Source organism: Altererythrobacter xiamenensis, assembly GCF_900177715.1.
GTDB classification, from domain to species: domain Bacteria; phylum Pseudomonadota; class Alphaproteobacteria; order Sphingomonadales; family Sphingomonadaceae; genus Erythrobacter; species Erythrobacter xiamenensis.
Genome location: NZ_FXWG01000002.1, coordinates 820,327 through 835,036, shown reverse-complemented (window position 1 = coordinate 835,036; position 14,710 = coordinate 820,327). Strand labels below are relative to the sequence as shown.

Below are 14,710 nucleotides of genomic sequence, written 5' to 3'. Positions count from 1 at the left end.
TGCCATACATTACGCATGAAAGACGAATATCCCCTAGCCGACACAACTGCCGCACGAATGCTTTCAGAAGGCTTGGCTAGGGCGAAGCATGAGCAGGGCTTGAGCATCCGCCAAATCGGTAAGCAGATGGGCTACAAGACAGCAGTGGTATTGAGCCACATGGCCCTTGGCAGAGCGCCGATCCCCATTGACCGCGCAGAGGAGCTGGCTGACACCCTAGCAATCGACAAAACTTCTTTTTTGCAAGCGGTTGTAAGGCAAAGGCACCCTGACGTGTCCTGGCACCTTCTCACCGAGAGCAGGCGTTCATCAGAATCTGATAACTTGGCCGACGAGTTGGAAACGGTCCTGGGCTGCCGCTTGAAGGATCTCTCCAACGAACAGCGCGCTGTCATGCGTGAGGTAGCTGCCGACCCACGCCCGCGGAGACGATGGCTGTCAGTGCATGAACTGCATGCTGTCGAGGTCCTGCGGGAGATGCGACCCTCGGTGTCCTCAAACGGATTAAGTGCGGCTGATTTAGAAGTTCTGCGCGAGCGCTTATCCGATCAGGACTCCCCCTTGAAGTAGGTGGTGCGTGCCGTTGAGCACGCGCCGTCGAATTCCACCGCTGCCGCACGAACGCCTCTCCACACAAGCTTACCGTCAATGAGAAAGGTTCGCCAACATTGCATCCGAAAGCTCCATCGTCGCGCGCACTTGGTGTCCGCCGAAAGCTCTATCGAAATCGACAGGTTACATATCGTGTCGCTGACATTGTCATCGATGGGAGCGGCAACATTCTGAAGCGACCACTTACAGAGCGTCTCATCTGCTTCGGAGATCCGGTCGAACGCCTTTGGGGCCGTTTCGATGAACCCCGACACTGGGGGGACGGGGAACCAGAACCCTATGGTTGCGCGATGTGCCCTGTCGCCATGTTTTGCGGTCAAGTAGTCCACAACCGTATAGAAAGTTCGGCCGATCTGCGCTCGCTCTATTTTGAGTGGGAAACGGCGACCGCGACCATGGCGTTAGAGGATCGGCATCGCCACCCATCTTGGAGCGCGTTCGTCGTTCGATGCGAGGAAGGCACCTGGCACGATGAGAATGACCGCATGCTTCAGGAGAAAGAGGACGCAAAAACCGCGTCGAGGCTCGCGAAGGCGACGCAAAACGCGACCGCCAGGCGCCGCCACAAGCGCAAGCCTCGCGCAGTGCCAAAGCGTATCCAAACTGCGATTCAAGACTACCGTGACGCGCGTCGGTCGGAATTGCTGGCGGAGAGGGCTGGGCTGAAGCCACCGCTGTGGCTTCGGAATCGATCGGAGGAGCGATGCGTGCTCATCGCAGATGCGTGGTGGGCGCGCGAACTGCTCGAATGGGGAAACCGAAAGGCGTCGGCGAACGAGGTGCGCAAGTTTCTCGTTGCCGAAGGTCGGATGGAAGATGGGCTGCCCGGCTCCCTTACGAAGCGCGTAAACGACGCGCTCAATTGTGCAGACCGTCTCACCGCGGAGGGGAAGTGGCCATTCTTCGATCCGAAGCCCGACCCGTTACCACGCGGCCTTACGGGCAAGACAGGCTTGCACCCGTCAGTGGTCCATACGTTGCTGGAGGACTCGTGATCTGGTTCGTAGCTCGTGGAAAAACGGACAGGGGTTTTAGGCTGATACATCTGCTCTAGGCGGGAAAAACCTCTGTCCAAAACACGTTTCACCTAAACCGTCTTCCATCTCTCGTTGGCTTCCATGCCGGCCGTCAGGCCGGAACGCCGGAGCGAAGCGAAGGCGTCGATGCAAGCGAGAAGCTGTCGTTGCGAAGCGAGCATAGCGAGCAGAGCAATGACTGCTGTGAGCGCAGCATCTGCTGCCGCGCAGCGGTAGCAGAATGTGAGGTGGTTCATGAGGTAGTGCCCCTCGCTACGCGAGGGGCGGTCACACGCCGCAGGGTTCCAGGTTCGCTTCGCTCACCTTCCACCACTCCGGCGTGGACTTTTACCTACGGGAAGAGAGGATGCAGGATCGTGAAAGTTTAGGGTTCTTGCGGTTTTCTTTAGCGATTTGCGCGAAAATGCTCTCATCCTCGTGGATTTGCCATTCACCGGCGTTCAGGAAAAGCTGCGGAAATCCGCCGTTCCGTGTGTTCGTTTTCCACTAGGGATCGTTGAGTCACTCAACTTCTTCCTGGCGTGCGATTTCCCATCGCCGCCACCGAATTGCCCACCCTCATCCACCACAGCGCGCAGCTACGCATCAAGCATCACCAACAGCATAAGGTAATGCTCAAATGCGTTTTGAATTGTATCGCGTCACGATCTCTCGTGCTCACCGGCGTGTCACCGGCTTCGTGCTGGCATCCGACCCGCAGCGCGCCGAGGAAATCGTCATCGCCAACGAAATCGAACTCAATCAGGAGAATGACGGCTTCACCGTCGAGCGGGTGGACGACACACTGCCGGAGGACCAACGGCTGGGACTCGACGCCTTGCTCGAATGCGCTCCGGCGGGCTTCGCCAGCTTCAACCCGCAGGTCGGCTGGATCGCGCATGCACTCCCCGCACCGAAACTGCATCTCTACCGCATCGAAGAAGTGTCCGGCGACGAGCATTTCGTTGTCGCACCCACCGGCGATGTCGCTGCGGCCGTCTACTGCGAGTGCGTGGAACTGAAGGAAGGCGAAGCTCGGATGTTCCGCATCCATGACGGAGCGACCGGCCTGAAGAACAAGGCGCTGCGAGGTCTGCCAGCGCTGCTGGAGTTCGGCCCGGTTGGCCTCGCGGTGTATACGGAAGGCGGCTGGTTGCTGAAGGACTAGCTGCATATTACTGAATCGAGCTTGTCGTGTTTTGGTGTTCCAATTCACGACAAGCTTTTCTTCGTCGCTGCTCCCAGTATCGCGGTTGCGCGCACCGAATACTGCCTTGCCGATGACTTCTTAGTGCTGCACTAACCCCTGCGAAGGGGAAATCAGTGAATCATCAATCGCTTTCGGCGTTTATCTGGTCGGTCGCGGACCTACTGCGTGGCGACTACAAGCAATCGGAATACGGGCGCGTTATCCTGCCGTTCACGGTGCTTCGGCGCCTCGACTGCGTGCTCGCTCCCACCAAGGAGGCGGTGCTCGAAGCGGCTGGCAAGGACCACCCCGACCCGATGCTGCTACGCGCATCCGGCACGACCTTCTTCAATCGCAGTCCGCTCGACCTCGTGAAGCTGGTCGGCGATCAGGACAACATTGCCACCAACCTCTTGAGCTACGTGCAGGGCTTCTCGCCGGAAGTGCGCGACATCTTCGAGCAGTTCGAGTTCGCTGCGCAGATCGACAGGCTCGCCAAGAACGGCCTTCTCTATCAGGTCACCGAGCGCTTCGCTGGTATCGACCTCCACCCCAGCACCGTCGATAACAACCAGATGGGGCTCGTCTTCGAGGAGCTGATCCGACGTTTCGCGGAAATCTCGAACGAGACGGCTGGTGAGCACTTCACGCCGCGCGAAGTCATCCGGCTGATGGTCAACCTGATCTTCGTCGAAGATGACGATGTGCTGTCCAAGCCGAGCGTCGTGCGCACCATCTACGATCCCACGGCGGGCACTGGCGGCATGCTCTCGATCGCGGGGGAATACCTGCACGAGCACAACCCGCAGGCGCACCTCACTATGTCGGGGCAGGAGCTGAACCCCGAATCCTACGCGATCTGCAAGGCCGACATGCTCATCAAAGGGCAGGACATCACCAAGATCGTGCAGGGCAACACGCTCTCCGATGACGGACATCCCGGCCAGACCTTCGACTACATGCTCTCCAATCCACCCTTTGGTGTGGAGTGGAAGAAGGTGCAAAAGGAAGTGAAAGACGAACACCAACGGCTAGGCCACGCCGGTCGCTTCGGCCCCGGCCTACCGCGTGTGTCCGATGGCTCGCTGCTGTTCCTGATGCACCTGCTGTCGAAGATGCGGCCAAAGGCCGAAGGCGGCTGTCGCTTTGGCATCGTGCTCAACGGCTCACCGCTGTTCACCGGCGCGGCTGGTAGCGGGGAGAGCGAGATCAGGCGCTATGTGCTGGAGAACGACCTGGTCGAAGCGATCATCGCACTGCCGACCGACATGTTCTACAATACTGGCATCTCCACTTATCTCTGGATCCTGTCGAACAAGAAGCCAGCGGAACGACAGGGGAAGGTGCAGCTGATCGACGGCAGCAGCTTCTGGAAGCGCATGCGGAAAACACTCGGCAGCAAGCGCAAGGAAATGACTGACGATCAAATTGACGATGTGACACAGATGTTCGGCGCGTTCGTCGAGGCGGAGCTCGCGACCGTGCTGGATGCAGAGGGCAAAGAGGTTGAACGGCAGATCGTGCGCGAGGGCGAAACAGCACCGTCCGCACCGGATGGCGGCAAAGTGAAGCTCGCACCGCTCTCATGCATCTTCGAGAACAAGAGCTTCGGCTATCAGACCATTACGGTCGAGCGTCCGCAGTTGGATGAGGATGGTAGGCCAGTCCTGGCGCAGCGGGGCAAGGCCAAGGGCAAGCCAGTCGCTGACACCAGCCTGCGCGACACCGAGAACGTCCCACTGACCGAGGACGTTGACACCTATTTCGAGCGCGAGGTGAAGCCGCATGCCCCTGACGCATGGATCGACAAGTCCAAGACCAAGATCGGCTACGAGATCCCGTTCAACCGGCACTTCTACGTGTTCGAGCCACCTCGCCCATTGCAGGAGATCGATGCGGAGCTAGACGAAGTGACTGATCGCATTCGCGCGCTGCTCACGGACATGCGGGCGTGAGCTTCCCAGCCTACCTCGACTACAAGGATAGCGGCGTCCCCTGGTTGGGAGACATCCCCGCAAGGTGGTCAGTTGGACGCATCAAGGATTTGTTCGAGATCAGGAAGCGGATTGCGGGCGAGCTTGGTCACGATGTTCTTTCCATCACGCAGAGTGGCTTGCGCGTGAAGGACGTAGAAGGAAACGAAGGCCAGCAGGCCATGGATTACTCGAAGTATCAGAAAGTCTTGCCCGGCGAGTTCGCCATGAACCACATGGACCTTCTGACAGGTTGGATCGACATCGCAACCCAAGGGGGCGTTACGAGCCCTGACTATCGAGTATTTGGGGCACGGAATGCCGAAGCGGTCGACGCCATCTATTTCCTACGTGTCTTCCAAATGGCGTATTCCGCCCGGCAATTCTATCCGTTCGGACAAGGCTCCTCGCAACTGGGTCGTTGGCGCCTACCAAAGGACGAATTTTACGCCTTTCCAGTGCCCATCCCACCATTGGACGAGCAGAAGCAGATACGGCTCTTCCTCGATCGCGAAACGGCGAAGATCGATGCATTGGTGGCGGAGCAGGAGCGGCTGATCGCGCTGCTGAAAGAAAAACGGCAAGCGGTCATCTCGCACGCCGTCACCAAGGGTCTCGACCCCGACGCCCCCATGAAAGACAGCGGCGTCGAATGGCTCGGCGAGGTCCCTGCGCATTGGCAAGTGGACCGCATCTCTCGCCTCTTCAAAAAGGTCGGCAGCGGGACGACGCCGAGCTCTGAAGCCGCATTTAAGGGCGGAACCGTTAATTGGGTCACCACAGGTGAGCTCCGCGAGCTGCCGATTACTGTGACCAGGAAGCGAGTAAATGAGGCAGCTCTTGATAGCCTCTCTTCACTTCAAGTGTATCCGCCAGGAACCCTTTTGATTGCAATGTATGGGGCGACCATCGGGCGGCTTGGCTGGCTCGAAAAGCCTGCATGCACAAATCAGGCTTGTTGCGCGATGGCTAATCCGGTGCGCATAGAAACCCGGTTCGCGTTCTACTGCCTCTGGTCGGCGACCGAAGCATTAATGCTGCTCGGCTCTGGTGGAGGGCAACCGAACATCAACCAGGAAAAGGTTAGGGCTTTTCGGCTGCCAGCACCTCCTTTGTCAGAACAGCAGTCTATCGTCGCGTTCTTGGACCGAGAAACGAACAAGATCGGTGAGTTGGTTGAACGCGCGCTAGGCGCAATATCCCTATTACAAGAGCGCCGTGCAGCGCTGATCTCCGCCGCTGTCACTGGCAAGATCGACGTGCGCGGACTTGTCGAGCAACAAGAAATGGAGGCCGCATGAGCCTAGAGAAGATCATCGCATCATTGCCCGACAGGTCCGCCGGCGAACGCAAGCAGATGCGGCTCAACGCCATCGAGCAATCCGAGAGCGATGTCCCGAAGAAAGCAACCGAAGCTCAGCAGTTCCTGGTGGCGCTCGACGCAGTTGAAGCCGACGAGCACGCGGAGCTGATTGCAGAAGTCGAAGGTCTTAAACCAGCGGAGAGGGTCATCAAGGCATTCAAGGCCGAGCCGATGACAGACACGGAGCAGAAGCTAGTTCAGGTGCTGCTCGACAACCCCAACTCCACCTCCGGCGAACTCACCGAGAAGATAGGTTGGAAAGGAATGAGCTGGCATCTCCACTTTGGCACCATGTGCGCGAACCGCGGCGTTTACCTCGGTCAGCCCCCCAAGGCGACGACACCCAACGGTAAATTCTACACCGGCATCCTCGCCGATTTCGACAACGATACGAGCCGCTTCACCATGAAGCCCGATGTCGCCGCAGCTTTTGCGCAGCTCGGCCTGAAGGGGTAAAGCTGATGGCGATCTACTCGCTTACAGACAAAGAACTTGTCCCTGTCTCCGCGACCAGCTTCACCGCCGAGAACATCCACGAGCGCACGCACATCCAACAGCTGCTGAAAGCAAACATTACTGTGCTCGACGCGGGCTTGATGGTGATAGCCGAGGAGTTCGGGGAGTGGATCGATAGCTCGCGGCGCATCGACCTACTTTGCATTGATAGCGACGCCAACCTCGTCGTCGTCGAGCTGAAGCGCACGGAGGACGGTGGGCACATGGAATTGCAGGCGTTGCGATACGCCGCGATGATCTCCGCAATGACCTTCGAGCAGCTGGTGGACACGCATGCTCGCTTTGTGAACCCCGGCCAGCCTGACCATGATGAAGCGCAAGCTGCGATCCTGAAATTCCTCGGCTGGGACGGACCCGACGAAGATCAGTTCGGTCAGGACACGCGTATCATTCTGGCATCGGCGAATTTCAGCAAAGAACTGACCACGGCGGTCCTATGGTTGCGCGACCGAGACATCGACATTCGTTGTGTGCGACTTCAGCCCTATCGCATGGCCGACGGTCCGGTGCTCCTCGATGTGCAGCAACTGATACCCTTGCCCGAAACCGCGAGCTTCCAGACCCAAATCGGCTCCAAGCGACAGGCAGAGCGCAAGCAGAGAAGCGAGCGGCACGAAATTCGCATCGCGTTCTGGCAGGAGCTGCTTCAGCTCGCGGCGCAGCACACCACCCTTCATGCTGGTCGCAGCCCAAGCAAAGACAACTGGATGTCCTCGTCCGCGGGCATCAGAGGCTTCGACTTCGTCTACGTCATCAGGCAGCGCGACTCCCAAGTCCATCTCTGGATTGCAGACAATGAACCTGCCTTCGAGCAGCTCAAAGAGCAAAAGGAAGCGATCGAGGAAGAACTGGGACAAGAGCTGATCTGGAAACAGGAAGAAGGCCAAAAAGGCACATTGATCGGGGCTCTGGTCGATGGCGGCTACCGCTCGGAGCGGTCTGAATGGCCAACGATCCAGAAGAGGCTCGTGGACACGATGGTGAAGATGGAAAAAGCGCTGAAGCCACGGCTCGCGCAATTGGGGAAATAGAACGCGGTGAGCCTGCACAAGGAAATCAGCTTCGAGGACGAAATCTGCAACCATCTGGATGCGGCTGGATGGATTTACGAGGAGGGCGCTGCGGCGCGCTATGACCGCGTGCGCGCGCTCTTCCCCGAAGACCTTCGCGACTGGTTGCAGGAGACACAGCCGAAGGTGTGGGAGGCGCTGGAGAAGGCGCACGGCGCAGCTGCGCTAGACATCCTCGGCGATCGCCTGCGCAAACAGCTCGACGATCGCGGCACACTGGATGTTCTGCGCCATGGTCTCGAACTGATCGGTGTGCGCGGTCTGGTAAGCCTCGCCCAGTTCGCTCCCGCGTCAGGCATGAACCCCGACATCGTCGCTCGCTACAAGGCGAACAAGCTGCGGGTCGTGCGCCAGCTGCGTTACTCGCGCTCGAACGAAAACAGCATCGACATTGGTCTCTTCCTCAATGGCATCCCGGTGGCGACGACGGAGCTGAAGACCGATTTTACGCAGACCATTGGCGATGCGATCGACCAGTATAAGTTCGACCGAAAGCCGAAGAACGAGCCTTTGCTAACCTTCGCTCGCGGCGCTCTCGTTCACTTCGCAGTGTCCAACCGCGAAGTGATGATGACCACCAAACTGGAAGGCGGAAAGACACGATTCCTGCCCTTCAACAGAGGCAACCATGGCGGCGCGGGGAACGCCGCCGATGGTCCCGGCCACCCTACGGCATATCTCTGGGAAGAGGTCTGGCAGCGCGAAAGCTGGCTCGAACTGATCGGTCGCTACATGATCGCCAAGCGCGACAAGAAGAAGCAAATCACCACGGTGATCTTCCCGCGCTATCACCAGCTCGACGCGACGAGGAAGCTGCGTGAGCAGGTGCGCGCAGAGGGGGCCGGAGGGCGTTTCCTGATCCAGCACAGCGCCGGATCGGGGAAGACCAACTCGATTGCCTGGTCAGCGCATTTCCTCGCCGATCTGCATGGCGAAAACGATCAGAAGGTGTTTTCGAGCGTGATCGTGGTTTCTGACCGCAACGTGATCGATGCACAGCTGCAAGAAGCGCTGTTCGAGTTCGAGCGCACCAAAGGTGTCGTTGCGACCATCACAAGCGACGGTGGTAGCAAGAGCGCGGCGCTTGCTGATGCTCTCGATGCGGGAAAGAAGATCATCGTCTGCACCATGCAGACATTCCCCTTCGCGTTGGAGGCTGTGCGAGAACGCGCAGCGACCGATGGCAAGAAGTTCGCCGTGATCGCCGACGAGGCGCACAGCAGCCAAGCCGGCGAGACTGCCGCGAAGCTCAAGGCTGTGCTCTCACCTGAAGAGATCGAAGAGCTAGGTGATGGTGGCGAGGTAAGCGCAGAAGACGTTCTCGCCGCGCAAATGGCCGCGCGTGCTGCCGAGGATGGCGTGACCTACGTGGCCTTCACGGCCACGCCAAAGACGAAGACGATGGAGCTGTTCGGGCGCAGGCCGAAGCCTGACGAACCCGCCAGTGATGACAACAAGCCAGCTCCGTTCCATGTCTACTCGATGCGGCAAGCGATCGAGGAAGGCTTCATCCTCGACGTGCTGAAGAACTACACACCCTACAAACTCGCCTTCAAGCTCGCCAGCGGCGGGCAGGAATGGGACGAGATGGAAGTCGAGAAGAGCGCCGCCATGAAAGGTATCATGCGCTGGGTTCGGCTGCACCCCTATAACATTTCGCAGAAGGTGCAGATCGTGGTCGAGCACTTCCGCGAGAACGTCGCGCCCTTGCTGGACGGTAAGGCGAAGGCGATGGTTGTGCTCGGAAGCCGTCTGGAGGCCGTTAGATGGCAATTGGCGATCGAAGCCTACATCAAGTCCCAAGGCTATCGCATGCGCACTCTCGTGGCGTTTTCTGGGGAGGTGAACGAACCAGATAACAAGGGCGAGAGCTTCACGGAGACAAGTGCGAAGCTGAATCCCGGTCTGCGTGGCCGTGACATTCGCGATGCCTTCAACGACGAGGAATGCAAACTGCTGCTCGTCGCGAACAAGTTTCAGACCGGGTTCGACCAGCCGCTTCTGTGCGGCATGTATATCGATCGGCGGCTGGCAGGTATTCAGGCCGTGCAAACGCTATCGCGTCTGAACCGCTCGCACCCCGGTAAGGACACCACATACATTCTCGACTTCGTGAACAGCTCCGAGGAAGTGCTGGCGGCCTTCAGGCAGTATTACGAGACCGCAGAGATCGAGGCCGAGACCGACCCGAACCTTATCTTCGATCTGCGCCAGAAGCTGGATGCTTCGGGTCACTACGACCAGTTCGAGATCGACCGGCTGGTAGCCGTCGAACTCGATCCCAATGCCACGCAAGGTCAGCTGGTCGCCGCGATCGAACCCATCGCGCAACGCATGCTGACGCATTTCAGTGAGGCCAAGGATCGATACAAGGCGGCTATCGACGCAAAGGACAAGACTGCCGCGAACGAGTCCAAGGAAGAGATGGACGTGCTGCTTCAGGTTCGCGGCGATATGGCCGCCTACACACGCATTTATGCGTTCCTGTCCCAGATTTTCGACTACGGCAGCACCGAGATCGAGAAGCGCTACATGTTCTACAAGCGTCTTACCCCGTTGTTGCAGTTCGGCCGGGAGCGAGATGGCGTGGACCTGTCAGGCGTTCGGCTTACGCACCACAACCTCAAGGACGAGGGTGCGCGCACGCTACAGGTCGGTGATGATCGTCCCGCACTTCCACCAATCACCGGGGTTGGCTCTGGAGCGGTGCAGGAGAAGGAAAAGGCGCTGCTCGCGGAGATCATCGCCAAGGTGAACGACCTGTTCGACGGTGACCTGACCGATGACGATCAGCTTATCTACGTGAACAACGTGATCAAGGGGAAGCTGCTGGAGTCCGAGGAGCTGCGATCCCAGGCACGGAACAACAGCAAGACACAATTTGCCAGCTCGCCGACCCTTTCGAGCGCAATCCTCGACGCGATCATCGATGCCATGGCCGCGCACGAAAGCATGAGTTCGCAAGCGCTCAATTCGGCGAAGGTGCGCGAGGGACTGCGCGATGTGCTGTTGGGGCCAGGGCAGCTCTATGAGGAGCTGCGCCGAGAAACGGTGGAGACTGAAAAATGAAGTTCATGAAGCCGGTTTTCGCAGGTCTGTGTGGCCTAGCCATTACAGCAACGTCTCCTGCTTTCGGAGAGGAGCAACCTGGTGGCTATCTCGCAAACCCTTCCGTGCGTCTTTGGTATACAGAAACAGGCCGACTCTCCGACAATGTGCTCACCGCCGACGACTTCCAGCTTTGGAACACCGTCATCGGAGAGGGCAGTGCTGAAGAGTATGCAACCGATGCCTTATTTACGATCGACGTTCGTAGTGACGGCCACCAGTATTTGCCGCAAACACTGATGCTAACCGCAACTGATAGCGAAGGCAAAGTTCTTGCCCAGCGCTCGTATGAAGGCATCCTCACTGGTGAGGGCGGAAACGGAACTTTCGCGTTATGGGTGCAAGATGCCGGCTGTGCTGGCAGAGTCACATTTCGAGCTTCGTTTGGAGCCTCGACTAGAACCTCTACCCTGGATTTCGACTGCGGCGAGTAAGCACGTTCGGTAGTTCTAACGTTCAATTCGAGTATACCCATCCGAGGCGTCTCACGGCGTCCACGGAGTGTCTCATTCGAGTTCGATCCCAATTATGAGACGCTATGCTGCGCTGACTCTGGACCCCAATGAGACAGCGAGAGCCAGCACATGAGTATAGTCGGATGCGCGCGTCAGTAGCAGCTCCCAGAACCTCGACCTCCAACTTGAGCAGCTTGCCGACGCGGGTTGCGAAAGGTCTTCTCGGAGAAGGTCTCTGGGACGTCGTGCAACGACCGCCGCGAGCTTGAGGAATGCCTCGACTGGCTGCGCGAAGGTGACACGCTTGTAGTGACGCGCCTCGATCGCCTTGCTCGATCCGGTCGCGATCTACACGACATCATCGCCCAGCTATCAGCGAAGCAAGTCGGGTTCCGGTGTGTGCAGCAAGGTTCGGTCGATACGATCACGAGCATGCGGAAGCTGATTCGGGGCATTCTCGGCGCCGTCGCGGAGGTCGAGACCGACATCCGCAAGGAACGTCAGCGCGAAGGCGTAGAGCGCGTCAAGGCCGCTGGTGTCTAAAAGGGACGCAAACCTAGCGTAGACGTGAAGCAGGTGCGCGCGCTGCGTGATGAGGGGTTCGGTGCATGATATAGCGGCAAAATTGGGGATCGCACGAGCAAGCGTCTATCGGGTGCTGAAAGACCCGATGGTTACGGCGACGTAGTTGCTGCCTTCAAAATGCAAGAGGTCCTAGACCGTGCCGGTTTGCTCGACCATGATGCTGCCTATCAGGCGGTGAGGTCGTATCGGCTGCCATCCACTGGCAAACGCCATCTGACGACAGCGTCTGTGTTCGTCCGAGCTGATACTGCGCGGCCAACACCTAGGGTTTCGGAAATTGCGGTCTTGCGGCATCTCGACGCGTGATGACGCGAGATCTGCTTTCTGGCTTTGTTCAAGAAAATACTGCAATTCCCGTAGCCAATGCATGTTTGTTTCAGATTGGCTGTTTTTCGATGCCTGTGCGCTTGCGCCGGTTGGGAAGATTGATTTTTAATCCAGGGAGGGCAGTTGATCAGAGATACCACATACCTCCAATAGAATTTTGCATATGTTCAATATTGCTTAATCATTTTCACGATGATAAGGTGAACCGTCTCATTAGCCTGATCGAGAATCGCCATCGCCGACCGCCACGCCATCGTCACCTTCAAGGGTCGTCCTGCCGGTCGGCTCAGCGAACTAGGTTCGGACACCCGCTTCGTCTATGACGAGGGCTGGAGCGAGACGATCGCCTGCGCGCTTCCCGCAGAGACACGGGACCATTATTGGCGCGGCGGCCTGCTTCCCTTTTTCGAGCATCTCGCCCCAGAAGGCTGGCTCCGCGGGCGTCAGGCGCGCGCCGGCGGCACAGCAAACCAAGACGATCTCGGACTGCTGCTACACTACGGGGCGGATTGTATCGGCGCGGTGGGCCTTATCCCGGCAGACGGGGAAGCGCCGGTCCATCCGATCGAGGACGACCTCATCGACGAGGCGGCGACCACCGCTGGACGGACTTTGTCGGGGGTGCAGAAGAAGCTGCTAGCCTTTCGCGCCGACGATGGCTTCTGGCCAGCCGTGGAGGTCACCGACCCGGCCACGCATATCGCCAAATTCAACCGCGAGGATCTTCCCACGATCGTCCAGAACGAGCACCTTTCGCTTAGCCTAGCCCGCGAGCTTCTCGGCGAAGACGATGTCACGCGCGCGCAGCTAGCAACACTGCACAATATCGACGGGATTGCGCTTCTGGTCGAACGCTTCGACCGCCAAGGCGAGGAGCGACTGCGCCTCGAGGATTTTGCGCAAATTCTCAACAAACCACGGGGGCGGACCTTCGAAGGCAAATATGACGGGAGCTACGAGGAAGCGGCCGAAATTGTGACCCGCTATTCCGCGCGGGGCCGGGTCGACCTCGACCGGTTCTTCCGTCTTGTCGTCTTCAATCTGGTTTTGGGTAACGCCGACGCGCATCTCAAGAACTTCTCCCTGCTCGAACGAGCGGAGGGCCTGCGGCTCTCGCCCGCATACGACCTCATCAACACGCTCGCCTACCCCGTCTACGACCGGATTACCGCGCTTTCGATCGGCGGACGCAAACGCGAATTCGATACGATCGACCGCAGAATTGTAGAGCAATTCGGTCTCGATATTGGCTTGCCCCGCGCTGCGGTCGAGCGCGCGCTTGCCGCGCTCGGCAAGGGGTTGGCGACTGCGCGCACGCTCGCCTTCGGTGACAGGGTTCGGCCCGATGATTTCCGCGAAACCTATCGAAACGTCATTCAGGGCCATGCGCAAAGGATCTTCACATGACCGACTGGCCGATCGATTGGCGCGCAACGGTCGACGAAGCCATACGCCGTCGCAAAGAAGAAGGTTTCAGTCAGCGCAGCCTAGCCGCGCTGGCTGGCGTGAGCCTGCCGACGGTCAATGCGTTCGAGCAGGGCCAGATCAACCTGCGCTTTGAAAGGGTAATTGCAATTCTCGAAGCGCTGGATCTCTTCGTGCGCCCCGCCGAAGAGGACAGCTTCGAGAGCTTCCTTCACGACTCGCGTCGTCGGTGGAAGGACCTCGTCGCGCCGCTGCCGCCCGACCACCCCTCGCGCCAACCGCTCGGGCACAGCGAGCAGACCTACGCCATCCTCGGCCTCAAGGATGTTCCTCCGCCCAGCCAGCTTCGCGAGTTGCTGACCGAAATCCCCAAGAGTTCGGGATGGACGCCGTTCTGGGTCCCCACCCGAACAGACCTGCGTCCCGTCATCGAGGACGGAGCGCTCGAATGCTGGTTGGGCCGCCCCGACACCGACCGGCATTTTCGCGATGCGGCACACAGCGACTTTTGGCGCGTCACGCGCAATCCCTTCGCCTATCTCCAGCGCGGCTATCAGGAGGACGGCCCGGACAATCTCGAGCCCGGCACGATCTTCGACCTCACCTTGCCCATCTGGCGCACTGCCGAGCTTTTCCTGCACGCGGTGAATTTCGCTCGTGCGCTCGGCGCGAGCGATACGACCGAAGTCCGTTTCGTGGCTCGCTATACGGGCCTTGAAGGACGCACGCTGATCACCTGGGCAAAGCCGCTGCTGCGCGAGCCTCTGGACCACCGGCTGCGCGCCCGCTCGCAAAAGGTCGAACTCGCCACGGTAGCGCAAGTATCCGACCTTGAACGCAATCTAGAGGATGTCGTCCATGATTTTGTCGAGCCGCTCTACGAGCGCTTCGACGGTTACCGCCCGTCGATCGAGCTGGTAGCGAACCAGCTGTCCGAACTGAAGCTGCAGCCTGGGTTCGGCGCTCGGGGCGGGTGAGATGGGACCGTTCGAGGTCGCCAAGTAACTTCTCGCAGAGCTGGACGATGTTCAGTTGCACGCCCTTCGCGACCGCCTGCTCCTCGCCGAGGCG

The 14,710-nt window shown here is 59.1% G+C and carries 12 protein-coding genes and 1 pseudogene; all 13 read left to right on the top strand.

Features of this window, described 5'->3' with window-relative positions:
• The first annotated feature begins 15 nt into the window (after positions 1 to 15).
• The 13 genes and pseudogenes from CCE89_RS09425 to CCE89_RS09365 all read left to right on the top strand — a co-directional run bounded on the left by CCE89_RS09425 (position 16) and on the right by CCE89_RS09365 (position 14,616).
• Positions 16 to 570 carry a hypothetical protein gene (locus CCE89_RS09425; protein WP_086437757.1) on the top strand — a complete coding sequence of 185 codons (555 nt, stop codon included), beginning with the start codon at positions 16 to 18 and terminating at the stop codon, positions 568 to 570.
• 749 nt (positions 571 to 1,319) lie between these two features.
• Positions 1,320 to 1,607 carry a hypothetical protein gene (locus CCE89_RS15155; RefSeq protein ID WP_143256006.1) on the top strand — a complete coding sequence of 96 codons (288 nt, stop codon included), beginning with the start codon at positions 1,320 to 1,322 and terminating at the stop codon, positions 1,605 to 1,607.
• A 661-nt stretch (positions 1,608 to 2,268) separates the two neighbouring features.
• Positions 2,269 to 2,796 (top strand): hypothetical protein, encoded by a 528-nt coding sequence (locus CCE89_RS09410; RefSeq protein WP_086437754.1) that lies wholly within the window; start codon positions 2,269 to 2,271, stop codon positions 2,794 to 2,796.
• Between the two features lie 155 nt (positions 2,797 to 2,951).
• Complete coding sequence (locus CCE89_RS09405) at positions 2,952 to 4,772, top strand: type I restriction-modification system subunit M (protein ID WP_086437753.1); 1,821 nt, start codon at positions 2,952 to 2,954, stop codon at positions 4,770 to 4,772.
• Positions 4,769 to 6,091, top strand: a complete 1,323-nt coding sequence (locus tag CCE89_RS09400; protein ID WP_143256005.1) for a restriction endonuclease subunit S — start codon at positions 4,769 to 4,771, stop codon at positions 6,089 to 6,091. Before CCE89_RS09405 ends, CCE89_RS09400 begins: the two co-directional genes overlap by 4 nt.
• Complete coding sequence (locus CCE89_RS09395) at positions 6,088 to 6,609, top strand: hypothetical protein (RefSeq protein ID WP_086437752.1); 522 nt, start codon at positions 6,088 to 6,090, stop codon at positions 6,607 to 6,609. The genes CCE89_RS09400 and CCE89_RS09395 overlap by 4 nt, the downstream gene beginning before the upstream one ends.
• A 5-nt stretch (positions 6,610 to 6,614) precedes the next feature.
• Positions 6,615 to 7,700, top strand: coding sequence for a DUF4268 domain-containing protein (locus CCE89_RS09390; protein WP_086437751.1), 1,086 nt, complete (start codon positions 6,615 to 6,617; stop codon positions 7,698 to 7,700).
• Between the two features lie 6 nt (positions 7,701 to 7,706).
• Entirely contained in the window at positions 7,707 to 10,808 is a 3,102-nt protein-coding gene (locus CCE89_RS09385; protein ID WP_086437750.1) for a type I restriction endonuclease subunit R, read from the top strand.
• Positions 10,805 to 11,281: a hypothetical protein gene (locus tag CCE89_RS09380; protein ID WP_086437749.1), complete on the top strand. Its 477-nt coding sequence runs from the start codon at positions 10,805 to 10,807 to the stop codon at positions 11,279 to 11,281. The genes CCE89_RS09385 and CCE89_RS09380 overlap by 4 nt, the downstream gene beginning before the upstream one ends.
• Positions 11,282 to 11,509: 228 nt before the next feature.
• Positions 11,510 to 11,845, top strand: coding sequence for a recombinase family protein (locus tag CCE89_RS15450; RefSeq protein ID WP_234990025.1), 336 nt, complete (start codon positions 11,510 to 11,512; stop codon positions 11,843 to 11,845).
• Between the two features lie 597 nt (positions 11,846 to 12,442).
• Positions 12,443 to 12,733: pseudogene (locus CCE89_RS15585) on the top strand (HipA N-terminal domain-containing protein); the annotation flags it as partial.
• A 3-nt stretch (positions 12,734 to 12,736) separates the two neighbouring features.
• A complete protein-coding gene (locus tag CCE89_RS09370; RefSeq protein WP_086437748.1) occupies positions 12,737 to 13,621 on the top strand; it encodes a HipA domain-containing protein in 885 nt (294 codons plus the stop codon).
• Positions 13,618 to 14,616 (top strand): helix-turn-helix domain-containing protein, encoded by a 999-nt coding sequence (locus tag CCE89_RS09365; protein ID WP_086437747.1) that lies wholly within the window; start codon positions 13,618 to 13,620, stop codon positions 14,614 to 14,616. Before CCE89_RS09370 ends, CCE89_RS09365 begins: the two co-directional genes overlap by 4 nt.
• The last annotated feature ends 94 nt before the right edge of the window (positions 14,617 to 14,710 follow it).

Bases quoted from the DNA above. Each gene is read 5' to 3' on its own strand.
- CCE89_RS09425 (WP_086437757.1), top strand. From the start codon at position 16: ATGAAAGACGAATATCCCCTAGCCGACACAACTGCCGCACGAATGCTT.
- CCE89_RS09410 (WP_086437754.1), top strand. From the start codon at position 2,269: ATGCGTTTTGAATTGTATCGCGTCACGATCTCTCGTGCTCACCGGCGT.
- CCE89_RS09395 (WP_086437752.1), top strand. From the start codon at position 6,088: ATGAGCCTAGAGAAGATCATCGCATCATTGCCCGACAGGTCCGCCGGC.
- CCE89_RS09390 (WP_086437751.1), top strand. From the start codon at position 6,615: ATGGCGATCTACTCGCTTACAGACAAAGAACTTGTCCCTGTCTCCGCG.
- CCE89_RS09380 (WP_086437749.1), top strand. From the start codon at position 10,805: ATGAAGTTCATGAAGCCGGTTTTCGCAGGTCTGTGTGGCCTAGCCATT.
- CCE89_RS09365 (WP_086437747.1), top strand. From the start codon at position 13,618: ATGACCGACTGGCCGATCGATTGGCGCGCAACGGTCGACGAAGCCATA.